Raw genomic sequence first — 16287 nt, forward strand, 5'->3', positions numbered from 1 at the left:
ATGATGGAACATTTATCAATAGTTTTTGATGTGATTAAAAATTTAATCACATTTGATTTAGCAACAGTTCAAAAACATGAGTGGGAGATTTTCCAAGGTTATGGTTTTTTTGCACTCGTGATGTTTTTGTCAATAGTATTATATGCGTATTGGTATCATTTATATAGAACAGAAAAAAAAGGTGAGAGAAATTATGAAAATTATGCAAACCTTGCCTTAAAAGATGATATTGATGATAGTGTATTAGAAAGTAAAAGGAGTGCTTAATGCAATGGTTAAATTTAGAAGATAATGTTAATCTCTTATCTTTAATTGGAGCTATTCTTATCATTTTAATCACACTAGTTATTGTGGGTAGAATGTTTAAGCAAATGAAAGAAAAAAAAGGCGAGTCAGAGCTTAGTGAACATAGTTGGGATGGAATAGGAGAGTATAAAAATGCTGTTCCTACTGGTTGGGCTGTGGTATTTTTCCTGACTATTGTTTGGGCTATTTGGTATTTTCTATGGGGATATCCTTTAAATTCTTTTTCAAGTATAGGTCAATACAATGAAGAAGTAGCAACTCATAATACAAAATTCGAAGAAAAATTTAAAAATTTATCTCCTGAAGATAAAATAGCAATGGGTCAAAATATCTTTTTAGTTCAGTGTTCAGCTTGTCATGGAATTACAGGCGATGGTATCAATGGTAAAGCTCAAAATTTAAATATTTGGGGTAGCGAAGAAGGTATAATCAATGTAATTAAACATGGTTCAAAAGGTATGAATTTTCCAGGTGGAGAAATGCTTGGTGCTGCTGATTTGGGTGTGGCAGAAGAAGATATCCCTGCTATTGCTGCTTATGTAGCAAAAGATCTTTCAGCTATTAAGAAAACTGCAAATGAAAATTTAGTAGCAAAAGGTAAAGAAGCTTATGCAACTTGTGCAGCATGCCATGGAGAAGATGGAAAAGGTCAAGATGGAATGTTCCCAGATCTTACAAAATACGGTTCTGCAGCTTTTGTAGTAGATGTTTTACATAGTGGTAAGGCTGGTTTTATAGGAACAATGCCGAGTTTTCCAACACTTAATGATATTCAAAAAGAAGCTGTTGGCGAGTATGTAATTTCTCTTTCAAGGGGTGAATGATGGAAAATAATAATAGATGCGTGTTTTCTCTTTCAGGTGTTACAGGTATGTTAATTGCTACGGTTTTGTTACTTGCTATCTTAGTAGTCTTAACTATTTGGGGTCTTAAAGCTCAGCAAGAAGTGATGCAAAAGCCATATAGTCTTAAAGATGTACAAAGTGTAAAGATGTTTGGTTCAAAAGAACAAGATCATAGAAGTATAAAGGAAGCACAATGAGTAAGGCTTTGGAATATTTAATTGTTATTGGTTTAGTTGTTGCTGCTGCAATCACCGCTTGGTCGGTTTTAACTGTAAATCATCTTCATATAGGATGAAAAAAATATTACAAGATGGCTTTTTTTTAGCCATCTTCTTCTTTGTTTTATTGCCTTCTAGGGTTTTTGCTCTTGATGCTGTACTTTTTAATGAAAATATTTTAAGTCAAAAAGTAAGTAATGAGATTAATCTTATAGGAAAAGAGCTTTACCAAAAAAGTAATATTTTTATCGGTGTTATGGTTGGTGATAAAACTGAAATTGAAACTTTATTAAATAAACAAAAAGAACTTCCTCAATCTTATATATTGCTTCTTTTGTCAAAAAATTCTCACAAAGTTGATATAGTGGGCTCAAAAGGTGCTTTAGCTTTGATTGATAAAGAAGCTGTACTTAGTCCTTATCCTGGAACAGGATCTATTTTGCCGATATTAGCTACAAATAAAGGTGATATTTATAATGCTGCTATACTTAATGGTTATGCAGATATTGTAGATCGTGTGGCAAAATCCTTGGGATTACAATTAGAACATTCTATAGGCAATGCAAATCGTGATACTATCAATATCTTAAGAATACTTATCTATGGATTTATTTGCTTTGCATTGTTATACTATGCACAAAGAAGAATAAAGAGGAAAAAAAATGTTAGAAACTAAAAAAAGTTTTTGGCCTTATGGTATTTTGCTTTCGCTTTTGGCTATAATTATTGCTTGTATTGTAACGATTTTTATAGCAAGTCACCATCCTGTGTATGAGGATGATTTTTATTTTGACTCTTATCAAAATGTTGAAAATAATTACAATCAAATACAAAAACAACAAGTAAATTTTGATAAATTTTTTAAAGTAAATTTTCAAAATGATAAAATCACTTTTATAGGTAAAAGAAAAATTCCTAGTTATGAAGTGGATCAAAATTCCTATGTTGCAAATTTTAAAATTTCTGCATTACAAAATATAAATTCTGATGATTTAAAAGTTCAAGCTCTTCTTACAAGACCATTCACTAAAAATTTTGATCAAAAGTTAGAAGGACAAGTTAAAAATGGAATTTTAAGTATCGCTTTACCTAAACTAGATAAAGGTAGATGGGAGCTTAAGCTAAAGTTTTATGCAAATCAAGAAACAGTGGGTTTTTTTAGCTACGAATTAAATGCTCAATGAAATTAAGAATTTTTAGTTCTTCAAGACAAATTAGAGAGTATTATAATCAAAAAAAACAGCAAAATGCCTTATTAGATAGTGCTATTCATATAGGTGAATTTTTAGATAAAGTTTGTTTGAGCAATTTTCATAAGGCAAGTTCTTATGAAAGCTTGCTTTTAATGCAAGAAGCTTGTCTAAAAAGTAAGGATTTAGAAAAAAAACTAGGAATTTCGGTAGAATTTTTTGCTTTTTTGAAAAATAACGAATATCTTTTTTCTTTTTTTAAAGAACTTAGTTTAGAAAAAAAAAGCATAGAAGATCTTAAAAACAATGATTATTATGCTACCTATAATGAACATTTGGAAATTTTAGATGAGGTATATAAGAATTATCTTGCTTTGCTTGAAAAGAATTCTTTTTATGATGATCTTTCTTTGCCTAAAAATTACACTCTTAATAAAGATTTTTTAGATGAGTATGAAGCTATAGTTTATGATTTGCAAGGTTTTTTGAGTAAATTTGAAGAAAATTTATTAAGTGAAATTTCTCAGATTAAAGAAGTGGTTTTAAGTTTTAAAACAAGTAAATTTAATCTTGAATATCTTTTAAAACTTGATTTTTTAAAAACATTTGATTTAAAAATAAACACTCATTATGAAATCAATCTTTCAAAACAAGAGATTTTAAAAGAAGAAATTTTTAAAACAAAAAATTCAAAAATTAAACTCAAATCTTTTGAATTAAGGGCTTTACAATGCACCTTTGTTACGGATGAAATTTCACATTTTGTACGCAAAGGTTTAAAGCCTGAAAATATTGTAGTTATAACTCCAGATGAAAGTTTTTGTGAGTTTTTAAGGCTTTTTGATAAAGACAATATGCTCAATTTTGCAAGTGGGATTAGTATTAAAGAAAGTTTGTTTTATCAAAAATTTCAAGCACTTTATGAAAGTGCTAGTAGTGCTTCTTTTGTTTATAAAAATCAAGAGGATTATTTTGAAGATACGCAGATGATTTTTGATTATCACAATACGCTTTTACATTCTTTAAAGCTTGATTTTATAGAGTTTAAAAAGTATTTTGATGAGAAATGTGATTTTGAATATTTTGAAAAATTACTTGCTTTATTTTTAGAAAATGAAAAGCAAGAGCTTGTTTATTTGATACGAAAAGAACTTTATTTTATTAAAGATTTATTGAAAAATCAGTCTTTAACTCTTAAAGAGTTGATCCATCTTTTTTTCATGCAAATTTCACAACTTTCCCTTAGTGATGTAGGCGGAGGTAAGGTTACGGTAATGGGACTTTTAGAAAGTCGTGGGCTTTGTTTTGATGGGGTAATTTTGGTTGATTTTAATGAAGAATTTATTCCTAAAAGAAGTGTTAATGAACTTTTTTTAAACAATGAAGTGCGTAAAAAAGCAGGATTGATTAGCTATGATAGAAGAGAAAATTTACAAAGATTTTATTATGAAAGCTTGATGAAAAATGCTTTAGAAGTAAGTATTTGCTTTGTGGAAAATGAAGAAAAGAGCAAATCACGTTTTTTAGATGAACTTGATTTTGACTTTTTTTATGAAACTCATATCCATCAAAAAGCTTATCTTAATGCTTTAAAATTAGACTATGAAGGCATAAAACCTAATCTAACTCCTATAAAAGCTCCTATTTTAAAGCATAATCCTTTCGAGTTTGCGCTTTCTTTTAGTCGTTTTAATTTATTGGAAAATCAAAAAAGAACTTATTATTATCGTTATATTTTAAATTTAGCAGAACCTAGGGTTTTAAGCGAGGAAAGCAAAGCGAAAAATCAAGGAAATTTCATCCATAAAATGCTTGAAATTTATTATAAAAATTATGCAAATAATGATTTTGATATAAAAGTTTTTGCAAATTTATTGGATAAAGAATATCAAAAATACAATATTAGCGAACTTGATCTTGAAGTATTTAAATTAAAATTTATACAATTTGCTAAAAATGAAAAAGAGCATTTTTCAAAAGGCTTTTATGTCGCACATACAGAGCTTGAGTTAAACAATATTTTAAAGCTCGGAACAGATAGTATAAAACTTAAGGGCACTATAGATCGTATCGATAGTTCAAAAGAAGGTAATTTGATCATTGATTATAAAAGTGGAAAAGTACCAAGTAATTCTTATCAACTTGCTTTTTACCAAGCTTTATATGATGAAAATGCAAACGTGGGTTTTTATGATTTAAATAGTATGCAAATATTGCACCAAAAAGCTAAAAGTTTAGATGAGCTGAAAGAAAGACTTAAAGACTTAGTTCTTATGAGCAAGGAAGAAATAGAGTTTGAAAATGAACAAGATGAGTACTGTCCTTATAAACTCATTTATAAAAAGGAATTAAAATGAGTCAATTTGAGTCTTTTTTGGCATTAGAAGCGAGTGCGGGAAGTGGAAAAACCTTTGCTTTGAGTGTGCGTTTTGTAGCACTTATTTTAAAAGGAGCTAGGATTAATGAAATTTTAGCTTTGACTTTTACCAAAAAAGCTGCTAATGAAATGCAAAAAAGAATTATTGAGACTTTTTTAAATTTAGAAAAAGAAAATAAAACCAGTGAATGTAATGAACTTTGCAAGCTTTTAGGTAAAGATAAAGAAGAGCTTATTTCTTTAAGAGATGCTAAAAAAGAAGAATTTTTAAGAACAGAGTTAAAAATCAGTACTTTTGATGCTTTTTTCGGAAAAATTTTGCGTGTTTTTGCTTTAAATTTGGGCTTAAGTAGTGATTTTACAATGAGTGAAGAGAAGCTTGATGTAAGAGAGATTTTTTTAAAACTTCTTAAAAAAGATGAATTAAAAGATTTGGCTTATTATATTAATTTAGTTGATGAGAAAGAAAATTTTTTTAACGAGCTTGAAAAATTTTATGAGAATGCTTATTTTCAAAATCGTCCTAAAATTCCAAATCCATCTAAAGCTTATATCAATAAAGCTTATAGTGAGTTAAGAAGTTATTGTTTGGGTCTTACTCATGTAAAAAATTATAAAAACTTGTGTGACAATTTTAAAAGCGAAGTTTTAGATTTATCCGTGTTTATGCAATCAAGTTTTATGACAAAATTTGAAAGTACAAAATATTTACAAGATTTAGAAAGCACTAACTTGTATTTTAGCGCAAAAAGAATGGAGCTTATAAATGCTTTAAATACTTATGCTATAGAGCTTGAAAATTATAAAATTGCTAATTTAATGAATCTTTTAAATCATTATAGTGAAGCTAAAAATATATTTCATAAAGATAAAAATACCTTAAATTTCCAAGATGTGAGTAAAAAAGTTTATGAGTTAATAACCAGTGACTTTAAGGATATGATTTATTTTCGTTTAGATGGCTTTATTTCGCATTTGCTTATTGATGAATTTCAAGATACGAGTGTGATCCAATATCAAATTTTACGCCCTTTGATCGCTGAGCTTGTTTCAGGAGAAGGGGTTAAGAAAAATCGCACTTTTTTTTATGTAGGAGATAAAAAACAAAGTATTTATCGCTTTCGTAAAGGAAAAAAAGAATTATTTGATTTGTTAAAACAAGAATTTAGTCAAATTAAAAGTGATAGTTTAAATACTAATTATCGTTCTAAAGAGCTTTTGGTTGATTTTGTTAATGAAACTTTTAAAGAAAAAATCAAAGATTATAAAGAGCAATTTGCCTTAGAAAGTAAAAAAGGCGGTTTTGTGCGTATTGTGGAATCTAAAGAACAAAAGGTTAAAAACCAAGCCCAAGAAATCAAGGAAAAGACTTTAGAAACTTTATTTGAGCAAATTAATTTTTTAAGATCTAAAAATATTTCTTATGATGATATTTGTATTTTGTGTTGGAAAAATAGCGATGCAGATATGGTTTTGGATTTTTTAAGAGAGCAAAATATTCCTGCATTTACTCAAAGTAATGTTTTGCTTGAAAATAAAGCAAGCGTAAGGCTTGTTTTAGAATATGCTAAATATTGTATTTTTGGTGATGAGTTTTACTTAGTATTTTTAAAAGAACTTTTAGGTTTTGAGCCGAGAAAAATCACCTTTGATTTTTCAAAAAATGCTATGGAAAATGTACTTTTTTTAATAAAGGAATTAAAACTTGATTTAAATGATATCGCTTTAATACAATTTATCGAATATGCTAAAACTAAGGAGAATTTTTTAAAGCTTTTATTTGAGCCTTGTACTTTGAAAATAGTAAGCGAACAAAATATGGGTATTAGTATTATGAGTGTGCATAAATCTAAGGGTTTGGAATTTGATCATGTGATTTTGCTTGATAGTTTATCTAAAAACAATTCAAACAATGAAGATATCATGCTTGAATATGATATCAATCAAGGTTGGCAACTCCATATTAAAGATAAAATTCGAGAGCTTACTAAAGAGCCTATTTACACCCTTTTTAAAGAAAATATTACAAGAGCGAATTATGAAGATGATATCAATAAACTTTATGTGGCTTTTACAAGAGCTAAGGAAAGTTTGATCATCGTAAAAAGAAATGAAGAAAGTGTAAATGGAAATTATCCAAGTTATTTTAAGGGGGGATTTTTAAATATACACTCTCAAGAGAGAGGTTTTTTAGAAAGCAAAGAACAAATTTTAAGTGTTAAAAAAGAAAGTATTCAAGCTTTACAAAAATTTGAAAAAATTAGCCCACAAGAAGTTCAAAGCGAAGAAAGACTTGATAGTAAAGAATTATATTTTGGAAATGCTTTTCACTTTTTTATGCAAAATTTAAAACTCCCTAAGGGTGAAAATTTTCACATGCTTACTCAAAGATGCAAGAGCAAATTTAGACATTTTTTGGATGAGAGTGATTTTGAAAAGCTTTTTAAAAGAATTGAAATTTTACTTAAAAATACTCAATTTCAAAATTTGATTGGTAATGGAAAGCTTTTAAAAGAACAAGCTTTGAGTTTTAATGGAGAAATTAAACAATTAGACTTGCTTGCCTTAAAAGATGAAGAAGCTTTCATAATTGATTATAAAACAGGTCTTGCTATGCAAGATAAACATAAAGAGCAGGTAAGAACTTATAAGATCGCCATTAGTGAAATTTTGAAAAAAGATAAAGTGCGTGCTTTTATAGTTTATTGTTTGGAAAACGAAATTCAAATTTTGGAAATATAAACTTTATTTTTACTTAAATTAAGTAAAAATTAATATTATTTTTTATACAATCACATTTTAAATTTTTGGCAAAGGTAAAAATTATGACAAAGATAACAAAGCCAAACGAAGTAAAACGAGAATGGATTGTTTTAGACGCAGAAGGCAAACGCTTTGGTCGTCTTTTAACTGAAGTAGCAACAATTTTGAGAGGTAAAAACAAACCTTGCTTTACTCCAAATGTTGATTGTGGTGATTATGTAATTATCATCAATGCTTCAAAAGCTGTATTTACAGGTGCTAATAAAGCAGAAGATAAGCTTTATCATAGACATTCAGGATATTTTGGAAGTGTAAAAAGCGAAAAATTTGGTGATTTACTTGAAAAAAATCCTGCAAAATTATATAAATTAGCAGTTAGAGGTATGCTTCCTAAAACAAATTTGGGCAGAGCTATGCTTAAAAAATTAAAAATCTATGCGGGTAGTGAGCACCCACACACTGCGCAAATTGCTAAAGAAGGAAAATAATCATGGCAACAACATACGCAACAGGTAAGAGAAAAACTGCTATCGCAAAGGTATGGGTAAAACCAGGTAGTGGTAAAATTAGTGTTAATGGTGTTGATTTAAACACTTGGCTTGGTGGACACGAGGCGATTAAGCTTAAAGTGGTTCAACCTTTACTTGTGACTAAACAAGAAACTTCAATGGATATTAAAGCAACCACTTTAGGCGGGGGCTATAGTGCTCAAGCTGAAGCTTTAAGACATGGAATTTCAAGAGCTTTAGCAGCTATGGATGCTGATTTTAGAGCCTTATTAAAACCTAAAGGACTTCTTACTAGAGATAGTAGAACTGTTGAGCGTAAAAAATATGGACGCCGCAAAGCAAGAAGAAGCCCACAATTCTCTAAACGTTAATATTTTTGGTGGGATTTTCCCACCTTTCTACAATTTTTTATAAAACTCATCCTTTTTTTTATCATTTATGATATAATTGCAAAAATTTAAATTTTTATTTTATAACACAATGAAAGGTTTTTTCTATGAAAAAAATATTCTTATGTTTAGGTTTGGCAAGTGTTTTATTCGGTGCTGATAACAATGTAAAATTTGAAATCACTCCAACTTTAAACTATAATTACTTTGAAGGTAATTTAGATATGGATAATCGCTATGCACCAGGTGTTAGACTTGGTTATCATTTTGACGATTTTTGGCTTGATCAATTAGAATTTGGGTTAGAGCATTATTCTGATGTTAAATATACAAATACAAATAAAACTACAGATATTACAAGAACTTATTTGAGTGCTATTAAAGGTATTGATGTAGGTGAGAAATTTTATTTCTATGGTTTAGCAGGTGGAGGATATGAGGATTTTTCAAATGCTGCTTATGATAATAAAAGCGGTGGATTTGGACATTATGGCGCGGGTGTAAAATTCCGTCTTAGTGATTCTTTGGCTTTAAGACTTGAAACTAGAGATCAAATTAATTTTAATCATGCAAACCATAATTGGGTTTCAACTTTAGGTATTAGTTTTGGTTTTGGTGGCAAAAAGGAAAAAGCTGTAGAAGAAGTTGCTGATACTCGTCCAGCTCCACAAGTAAAATGTCCTGTAGAACCAAGAGAAGGTGCTTTGTTAGATGAAAATGGTTGCGAAAAAACTATTTCTTTGGAAGGTCATTTTGGTTTTGATAAAACTACCATAAATCCAACTTTTCAAGAAAAAATCAAAGAAATTGCAAAAGTTTTAGATGAAAATGAAAGATATGATACTATTCTTGAAGGACATACAGATAATATCGGTTCAAGAGCTTATAATCAAAAGCTTTCAGAAAGACGTGCTAAAAGTGTTGCTAATGAACTTGAAAAATATGGCGTAGAAAAAAGTCGCATCAAAACAGTAGGTTATGGTCAAGATAATCCTCGCTCAAGCAATGACACTAAAGAAGGTAGAGCGGATAATAGAAGAGTGGATGCTAAATTTATTTTAAGATAATGAATAAAACTATTTTATTTGATTTAGATGGTACTTTAATTGATTCTACTGATGCTATTTTAAATTCTTTCCAAGGAGCTTTTAAAGCCCTTGGATTAACTTCTAAAAATAATGAAGAAATCAAAAATCTCATAGGTTATCCTTTAGAGCAAATGTTTAGAATGCTTTATCCAGATAAAGTAAATTTAAGTAAAGAATTTGTATTAGCTTATCGTGAAATTTATGCACAAATTTATTTAGAACAAACTACTCTTTTGCCTAAAGCAAAAGAAGCATTAGAACTTGGAAGCGAAATTGCAGATCTTGGTATAGTTACAACAAAAGGAGGTAAATTTACTCCGATTTTACTTGATTATTTGGGAGTTAAAAAATTCTTTAAAACTTTAATTACTCTTGAAGATGTCACAAATCCAAAGCCAAGTTCCGAACCTATAATTTTAGCCTTAAAAAGACTCAATAAAACTCAAGAAAATGCCTATATGATAGGCGATACAATACTAGATATTCAAGCTGCAATTTCTGCTAATATCACTCCTTTGGCCTTAGCTTGTGGCTATGGCAATGAAAATGAATTAAAAGCCTATTCTATGGTATTTTTAAATGCATATGAGGCTGTTAATTATATAGCTAGATTAAACTAATTTCAAGTTTTCGTTAAACGCCTTTTAAGAGAATTTATAGTAAATTGATAGCTAAAAAATTATAAAAATTATCAATATAAAGGAAGGTCTCAATGGGTAAAATTATGAAAACTATGGACGGAAATGAGGCTGCTGCATACGCTGCGTATGCTTTTACTGAAGTTGCTGGAATTTATCCTATTACACCTAGTTCTCCTATGGCTGATTACACCGATATGTGGGCAGCTGCAGGCAAAAAAAATCTTTTTGGAGTTCCTGTAAAAATCGTAGAAATGCAAAGTGAAGCAGGAGCTGCAGGTAGTGTGCATGGATCTTTACAGGCTGGGGCTTTGACTACAACTTATACAGCTTCTCAAGGATTACTCCTTAAAATTCCAAATATGTATAAAATAGCAGGTCAATTACTCCCCTGTGTAATCCACGTAGCAGCGCGTTCTTTGGCTGCTCAAGCTTTGTCTATCTTTGGTGATCATCAAGATATTTATGCAGCAAGACAAATTGGTTTTGCTATGCTTTGTTCGCATTCTGTGCAAGAAACCATGGACTTAGCTGGTGTAGCACATTTAGCTGCGATTAAGGGAAGAGTGCCATTTTTACATTTTTTTGATGGTTTTAGAACAAGCCATGAAATTCAAAAAGTTGAAGTGATGGATTATGCGCATTTTGATAGATTATTGGATAGAGAAGCTTTGCTTGAATTTAGAAATAATGCTTTAAATCCAGAAAATCCAAAAACACGCGGAACAGCACAAAATGATGATATTTATTTTCAAACTAGAGAAGTAAGCAATCGTTTTTATGATGCTTTACCTGATGTTGTTAATGAATATATGCAAGAAATTTCAAAAATCACAGGTAGAGAATATAAACCATTTACTTATTATGGACACAAAGAACCAGAGCGTGTGATTGTTGCTATGGGTTCTGTAACTCAAGCACTTGAAGAGGTAGTGGACTATCTTAATGCTAAGGGTGAAAAAGTAGGGATTTTAAAAGTTTATCTTTATCGCCCATTTAGTTTAAAATATTTCTTTGATGTTATGCCAAAATCAGTGAAAAAAATCGCAGTTTTAGATAGAACCAAAGAACCAGGAAGTCTTGGGGAGCCACTTTATCTTGATGTAAAATCAGCTTTCTATGGAAGAGAAAATGCTCCTGTTATAGTAGGTGGAAGATACGGACTTTCTTCAAAGGATGTTGATCCTGCTCAAATGATAGCAGTATTTGAAAATCTTAAACTTGATAATCCAAAAGATGGCTTTACTGTAGGTATAGTTGATGATGTAACTCATACTTCACTGAGTACTGGAGAGAAAATTTCACTTGGAGATGAAAGTACGATCGAATGTTTATTTTACGGACTTGGTGCTGATGGAACTGTGGGTGCAAATAAAAACTCGATTAAAATCATCGGAGATAAAACGGATTTTTACGCTCAAGCTTATTTTGCTTATGATTCTAAAAAATCAGGGGGTTATACAAGAAGCCATTTAAGATTTTCTAAAAAACCTATCCGTTCAACTTATCTTGTTTCAACTCCGCATTTTATCGCTTGTTCAGTAGCGGCTTATTTGGAAATTTATGATGTTTTAGTAGGAATTCGCAAAGGAGGAACTTTCCTTTTAAATAGTATTTGGAATGCTGAAGAAACCATAAGACAACTTCCAGATGCAGTAAAGAAAACTTTAGCTGAAAAAGAAGTAAATTTTTATATCATCAATGCAACCAAACTAGCTCGTGATATAGGTTTGGGAAATCGTACAAATACCATTATGCAATCAGCTTTTTTCAAACTTGCAAAAATCATTCCTTATGAAGACGCACAAAAATACATGAAAGAGCTTGCGTATAAATCTTATAGTAAAAAAGGCGATGCTATTGTAGAAATGAATTACAAGGCTATTGATGTGGGTGCTGATGGACTTGTAAAAGTTGAAGTGGATCCAAATTGGAAAAATTTAGAGCTTAAAGAAAAAGAACAAACCAATGCCTATAAAGGCACTGAATTTGTTGAAAAAATCGTAAAACCTATGAACGCAGCTAAGGGTGATGATTTACCTGTTTCAGCCTTTTTAGGTTATGAAGATGGAAGTTTTGAACACGGCACAACCGAATACGAAAAACGCGGTGTTGGGGTTATGGTACCAAGATGGATAGAGGCAAATTGTATTCAATGTAATCAATGTGCTTCAGTTTGTCCACATGCTGTTATCAGACCATTTTTGATTAATGATGAAGAAATGGCAAATGCACCTCGTGGAGTAAAAGATCATGCTTTAGAAGCTAAAGGAACCAAAGGAGAAAAATTAAGCTTTAAAATCCAAGTTTCTCCACTTGATTGTACAGGCTGTGAGCTTTGTGTTCATGAGTGTCCTACTAAAGAAAAATCTTTGGTTATGGTACCACTTCAAGAAGAGATGGATTTTGGTGAGCAAGAAAATGCGGATTATTTATTTAAAGAAATTACTTATAAAGATGATATTTTAAATAAAGAAACCACAAAAGGAGCACAATTTGCCCAACCTTTATTTGAATTTCATGGGGCATGTCCTGGATGTGGGGAAACTCCTTATATTACTTTAATTACAAGATTGTTCGGTGAAAGAATGATTGTGGCTAATGCGACAGGTTGTAGTTCTATTTATGGGGGTTCAGCTCCATCAACTCCTTATAGAAAAAGTGTGAAAAATGGACACGGTCCTGCTTGGGGAAATTCACTTTTTGAAGACAATGCTGAGTTTGGTTTGGGTATGAAAATTGCAACTGAAAACACAAGACACCGCATTGAACATATCATGAATGAAAGTATGCAAGAAGTTCCAAATGCTTTATCAGCCCTTTTTAAAGATTGGATTGCAAATAAAGACAATGGTGCTATGTCTGTGGAAATTAAAGATAAAATGATCCCTATTTTAGAGCAAAATAAAAATATTAAAGCGGTGCAAGATATATTGGAGCTTAAACAGTATTTAAGTAAAAAATCTCACTGGATTTTTGGTGGTGATGGTTGGGCTTATGATATAGGCTATGGCGGACTTGATCATGTTTTAGCAAGTGGAGAAAATGTAAATATTTTAGTGCTTGATACAGAAGTTTATTCTAATACAGGCGGTCAAAGTTCAAAATCTTCTAGAACAGGAGCTGTAGCACAGTTTGCAGCAGCAGGCAAACCTATACAGAAAAAAGACTTGGGTCAAATTGCTATGACTTATGGTTATATTTTTGTAGCACAAGTAAATTCAACTGCTAATTATAGCCATCTTATCAAGGCTATCACTGCAGCTGAGGCCTATGATGGACCATCTTTGGTGATTTGTTATTCTCCTTGTATAGCTCATGGTATTAAAGGTGGGCTGGGTTACTCAGGAGAGCAAGGTGAGCTTGCTACAAAATGTGGTTATTGGCCACTTTATACCTTTGATCCTCGTTTAGAAGAGCAAGGAAAAAATCCTTTAACTCTAACAGGAAAAGAACCTGATTGGGATTTATATGAGCAATTTTTAATGAATGAAGTGCGTTATAATTCACTTAAAAAAGCAAATCCTGAACATGCTGCTGAGCTTTTTGAACGCAATAAAAAAGACGCTCAACGTCGCTATAGACAGCTTAAGCGTATCGCTATGGCTGATTATAGCAATGAGGTTGAAAGCTGATAAAATATATTTTTAGTGCTACATTGTGTTTTAGCACTTTGTTTGCACAAGATAATTTTGAAGAGTATTTTAAACTTATAGATAAAGAAAATCGCATAAATTTTAATACTCTTCAAAACCCATTTGTGAATCCTACTTTTGAAAAATTAAGACATATTAAAATTACTGCAATTATGCTTGATAAAGTAAAAATTTATGATCGATGGTATAAAAAAGGTGATATGATTGATGATGCTATAATACATGAAATAAATACTAAAGAGATTAAATTCCAATATGATAATTTAGAAATTGCAATCCAAATAAATAAAAATGATAAGATTAATATTAATTAACATTCTTTTTTGCCATTATCTTTATGCTTTAGATTGTCAAAAGCGTCTTTTTGATATCAGTATTAATGAAAAATTAAGCATACAAGAAAGTCTTGATGAGCTTGCAAAATATTGTTCTTTTAGTATTATTGTTAAAGATAAAATTGCCAAAGAAAAATTAGAAACGTTGCAAAACTCTGTCAATATTCATCAAATGAGTTTAGACGAAATTTTTAATTTTTTTATCAAAGAGCATGATCTTAGCTATGATTTTGATGGTAAAATTTTAAGAATTTCAGGCATTAATACGAAGATTTTTAAGATAAGTTATATCACTTCTATCAGAGAAGGACAAAGCATAACTAAAGCGTCTGTAGACGCTAAACCAAGGCAAAGTGAATATAGCGGTAGTTTTGATGACGCAGAAGACAATATGATTAAAAGTATGGAAAAATTTGATTTTTGGCAAAATATAGAAAAAGAGATTATTGTATTATTAAAAAATTCTCATGAAGATTATGAGGCTAAAACTCCCATTATAAATCCCAATGCAGGTCTTATTATAGTAACTGGAACAAATTCTCAGTTAAAAAGTGTGAAAAATTATTTGCAAAAACTAGAAAATCGTCTTAAAAAACAAGTTATTATCGATGTTAGCATACTTGCTGTGAGTTTAAATGAAAGCCATTCTAGTGGGATTAATTGGCAAAATTTTAATATAGGTTTAAATTCGCAAGTAAATAATGAAAATTCTTTTATTCAGTTTCAAAATGGGCAAGGTTTTGTTAAGAACTTGGGTTTAAGGGCGAATTTAAATTTTGATTCTATTATTAACTTTCTTTCTCAAAATGGAAAAACTAGCGTGCTTTCTAATCCAAAGCTTATGGCTTTAAATAACCAACAAGCCATTATTTCTGTAGGCGATACTATAAATTATCAAGTTAAAGAAAGTTCCAAAGGCACTGAAAATGGGACTACTGTTAGTGAAAGTTATAATAATTATTCTATTTTTGTAGGCATTTTACTCAATATCTTGCCTGAAATTTCTGATGATGGAAAAATAATGCTTAGGATTAATCCAAGCTTAAGTGATTTTAAGTATCCAGAAGATAATAAACGACAAAAAGAACCAAGAACTATTGCTCCTGATACCATACAAAAAAAGCTTTCTAGTGTTGTGCAAGTAGAGAATAATCAAACTTTAATTTTAGGTGGATTGATTTCTCACGATAAATCTAATGAGAAAAATTCTATCAATTTTCTATCAAAAATTCCAATCCTAGGTTCTTTGTTTAAAGGAGAAGTTTTAAATTCTAAAGCAACCGAAATTGTTTTTATTATCACTCCAAGTATAGTAGATAGTGTAAACGCTCCAAGTCTTAAAGATCTAGGATTTAAGCATTATGAGTAAAATTATTCCATTTAGAGAAGAAATTTTTCATCAAATCAATCAAATTTTAGAAAGCCAAAAAGCTTTTATTTTTTTATGGGGAAAAAGTGGTAGCGGTAAAAGTGTATTGTTGCAAAGATTGGCAAAAAAATATAATGTTGATTTTATTAATGAAAATTTTAAAGATCAGAGTTTCTTAAAAGAAAAAATTGAGTTTTTGATTTCACAAGGTCAGAGTTTAATCATTCTTGATGAAGTAGGAATGTATGATTATGCAATGCTAGAAAGCATTAGGATTTATAGTGATTCTATAAGTTTTGTTTTAAGTTCTCATAAAAAGTTAAATATACTTAAAAAAGAGCATTTTAAAAGTCGTTTAAGTGCTTGTTTTGAATTGAAAAATATTAGTCTTTTAGAGCTTGATGATTATATTAAATTGAAATTCGGAATGAATTTTTCAAATAAATGTCTTAAGTTTTTACAAAAAATTTCTCAAGGAAATTTAAGATATATTGATAAAACTTTAAAAAGTTTTTATGAGATAAATAGTTTTTTTGATAAAAACAAAAGTCAAGAGTATATTTTAAAGCTTAGTGCTTTAGAGAATGGCTTATTAAGGTAAGGT

Annotated in this window: 16 protein-coding genes; all 16 read left to right on the forward strand. The window is 30.0% G+C overall.

What is annotated here, in order from left to right; genetic code table 11:
• The first annotated feature begins 3 nt into the window (after positions 1–3).
• The 16 genes from ELQ10_RS06690 to ELQ10_RS06765 all read left to right on the forward strand — a co-directional run bounded on the left by ELQ10_RS06690 (position 4) and on the right by ELQ10_RS06765 (position 16284).
• Positions 4–267, forward strand: coding sequence for a cytochrome c oxidase, cbb3-type, CcoQ subunit (locus ELQ10_RS06690; protein WP_002851307.1), 264 nt, complete (start codon positions 4–6; stop codon positions 265–267).
• On the forward strand, positions 267–1130 hold the full coding sequence (locus ELQ10_RS06695) for a cbb3-type cytochrome c oxidase N-terminal domain-containing protein (protein ID WP_002851306.1): 864 nt from the start codon (positions 267–269) through the stop codon (positions 1128–1130). Before ELQ10_RS06690 ends, ELQ10_RS06695 begins: the two co-directional genes overlap by 1 nt.
• Complete coding sequence (locus tag ELQ10_RS06700) at positions 1127–1348, forward strand: DUF4006 family protein (protein WP_072224426.1); 222 nt, start codon at positions 1127–1129, stop codon at positions 1346–1348. The genes ELQ10_RS06695 and ELQ10_RS06700 overlap by 4 nt, the downstream gene beginning before the upstream one ends.
• On the forward strand, positions 1345–1446 hold the full coding sequence (locus ELQ10_RS06705) for a hypothetical protein (protein ID WP_002858872.1): 102 nt from the start codon (positions 1345–1347) through the stop codon (positions 1444–1446). The genes ELQ10_RS06700 and ELQ10_RS06705 overlap by 4 nt, the downstream gene beginning before the upstream one ends.
• Positions 1443–2045 (forward strand): hypothetical protein, encoded by a 603-nt coding sequence (locus tag ELQ10_RS06710; protein ID WP_002851454.1) that lies wholly within the window; start codon positions 1443–1445, stop codon positions 2043–2045. Before ELQ10_RS06705 ends, ELQ10_RS06710 begins: the two co-directional genes overlap by 4 nt.
• Positions 2032–2553 carry a FixH family protein gene (locus ELQ10_RS06715; protein ID WP_002877447.1) on the forward strand — a complete coding sequence of 174 codons (522 nt, stop codon included), beginning with the start codon at positions 2032–2034 and terminating at the stop codon, positions 2551–2553. Before ELQ10_RS06710 ends, ELQ10_RS06715 begins: the two co-directional genes overlap by 14 nt.
• Positions 2550–4916: a PD-(D/E)XK nuclease family protein gene (locus ELQ10_RS06720; protein ID WP_134250370.1), complete on the forward strand. Its 2367-nt coding sequence runs from the start codon at positions 2550–2552 to the stop codon at positions 4914–4916. Before ELQ10_RS06715 ends, ELQ10_RS06720 begins: the two co-directional genes overlap by 4 nt.
• Positions 4913–7678, forward strand: coding sequence for a RecB-like helicase (locus ELQ10_RS06725; RefSeq protein ID WP_134250371.1), 2766 nt, complete (start codon positions 4913–4915; stop codon positions 7676–7678). Before ELQ10_RS06720 ends, ELQ10_RS06725 begins: the two co-directional genes overlap by 4 nt.
• An 83-nt stretch (positions 7679–7761) precedes the next feature.
• A complete protein-coding gene (gene rplM / locus ELQ10_RS06730; RefSeq protein WP_002779321.1) occupies positions 7762–8187 on the forward strand; it encodes a 50S ribosomal protein L13 in 426 nt (141 codons plus the stop codon).
• Positions 8188–8189: 2 nt separating this feature from the next.
• On the forward strand, positions 8190–8579 hold the full coding sequence (rpsI, locus tag ELQ10_RS06735) for a 30S ribosomal protein S9 (protein WP_002851459.1): 390 nt from the start codon (positions 8190–8192) through the stop codon (positions 8577–8579).
• A gap of 125 nt (positions 8580–8704) precedes the next feature.
• Positions 8705–9664, forward strand: coding sequence for a fibronectin-binding outer membrane protein CadF (gene cadF, locus ELQ10_RS06740; protein ID WP_134250372.1), 960 nt, complete (start codon positions 8705–8707; stop codon positions 9662–9664).
• On the forward strand, positions 9664–10305 hold the full coding sequence (locus ELQ10_RS06745) for an HAD family hydrolase (RefSeq protein ID WP_002867040.1): 642 nt from the start codon (positions 9664–9666) through the stop codon (positions 10303–10305). Before cadF ends, ELQ10_RS06745 begins: the two co-directional genes overlap by 1 nt.
• Before the next feature lie 92 nt (positions 10306–10397).
• Positions 10398–13958: a pyruvate:ferredoxin (flavodoxin) oxidoreductase gene (gene nifJ, locus ELQ10_RS06750; protein ID WP_134250373.1), complete on the forward strand. Its 3561-nt coding sequence runs from the start codon at positions 10398–10400 to the stop codon at positions 13956–13958.
• 23 nt (positions 13959–13981) lie between these two features.
• The gene (locus ELQ10_RS06755) at positions 13982–14293 is read left to right on the forward strand and encodes a hypothetical protein (protein WP_002862131.1); all 312 of its coding nucleotides are present in this window, start codon (positions 13982–13984) and stop codon (positions 14291–14293) included.
• Positions 14271–15683, forward strand: coding sequence for a pilus (MSHA type) biogenesis protein MshL (mshL, locus tag ELQ10_RS06760; RefSeq protein WP_002862130.1), 1413 nt, complete (start codon positions 14271–14273; stop codon positions 15681–15683). Before ELQ10_RS06755 ends, mshL begins: the two co-directional genes overlap by 23 nt.
• Complete coding sequence (locus ELQ10_RS06765) at positions 15676–16284, forward strand: ATP-binding protein (RefSeq protein ID WP_002862129.1); 609 nt, start codon at positions 15676–15678, stop codon at positions 16282–16284. The genes mshL and ELQ10_RS06765 overlap by 8 nt, the downstream gene beginning before the upstream one ends.
• Positions 16285–16287: the final 3 nt, after the last annotated feature.

Origin of the sequence: Campylobacter sp. US42a, assembly GCF_004379055.1 — a bacterium.
Classification (GTDB): domain Bacteria; phylum Campylobacterota; class Campylobacteria; order Campylobacterales; family Campylobacteraceae; genus Campylobacter_D; species Campylobacter_D jejuni.

Coding starts and splice junctions, on each gene's coding strand:
- ELQ10_RS06710 (WP_002851454.1), top strand. CDS start 1,443: ATGAAAAAAATATTACAAGATGGCTTTTTTTTAGCCATCTTCTTCTTT.
- ELQ10_RS06715 (WP_002877447.1), top strand. CDS start 2,032: ATGTTAGAAACTAAAAAAAGTTTTTGGCCTTATGGTATTTTGCTTTCG.
- cadF (WP_134250372.1), top strand. CDS start 8,705: ATGAAAAAAATATTCTTATGTTTAGGTTTGGCAAGTGTTTTATTCGGT.
- ELQ10_RS06700 (WP_072224426.1), top strand. CDS start 1,127: ATGATGGAAAATAATAATAGATGCGTGTTTTCTCTTTCAGGTGTTACA.
- ELQ10_RS06690 (WP_002851307.1), top strand. CDS start 4: ATGGAACATTTATCAATAGTTTTTGATGTGATTAAAAATTTAATCACA.
- ELQ10_RS06725 (WP_134250371.1), top strand. CDS start 4,913: ATGAGTCAATTTGAGTCTTTTTTGGCATTAGAAGCGAGTGCGGGAAGT.
- ELQ10_RS06765 (WP_002862129.1), top strand. CDS start 15,676: ATGAGTAAAATTATTCCATTTAGAGAAGAAATTTTTCATCAAATCAAT.
- ELQ10_RS06705 (WP_002858872.1), top strand. CDS start 1,345: ATGAGTAAGGCTTTGGAATATTTAATTGTTATTGGTTTAGTTGTTGCT.
- rplM (WP_002779321.1), top strand. CDS start 7,762: ATGACAAAGATAACAAAGCCAAACGAAGTAAAACGAGAATGGATTGTT.
- ELQ10_RS06745 (WP_002867040.1), top strand. CDS start 9,664: ATGAATAAAACTATTTTATTTGATTTAGATGGTACTTTAATTGATTCT.
- mshL (WP_002862130.1), top strand. CDS start 14,271: ATGATAAGATTAATATTAATTAACATTCTTTTTTGCCATTATCTTTAT.
- rpsI (WP_002851459.1), top strand. CDS start 8,190: ATGGCAACAACATACGCAACAGGTAAGAGAAAAACTGCTATCGCAAAG.
- nifJ (WP_134250373.1), top strand. CDS start 10,398: ATGGGTAAAATTATGAAAACTATGGACGGAAATGAGGCTGCTGCATAC.
- ELQ10_RS06720 (WP_134250370.1), top strand. CDS start 2,550: ATGAAATTAAGAATTTTTAGTTCTTCAAGACAAATTAGAGAGTATTAT.
- ELQ10_RS06695 (WP_002851306.1), top strand. CDS start 267: ATGCAATGGTTAAATTTAGAAGATAATGTTAATCTCTTATCTTTAATT.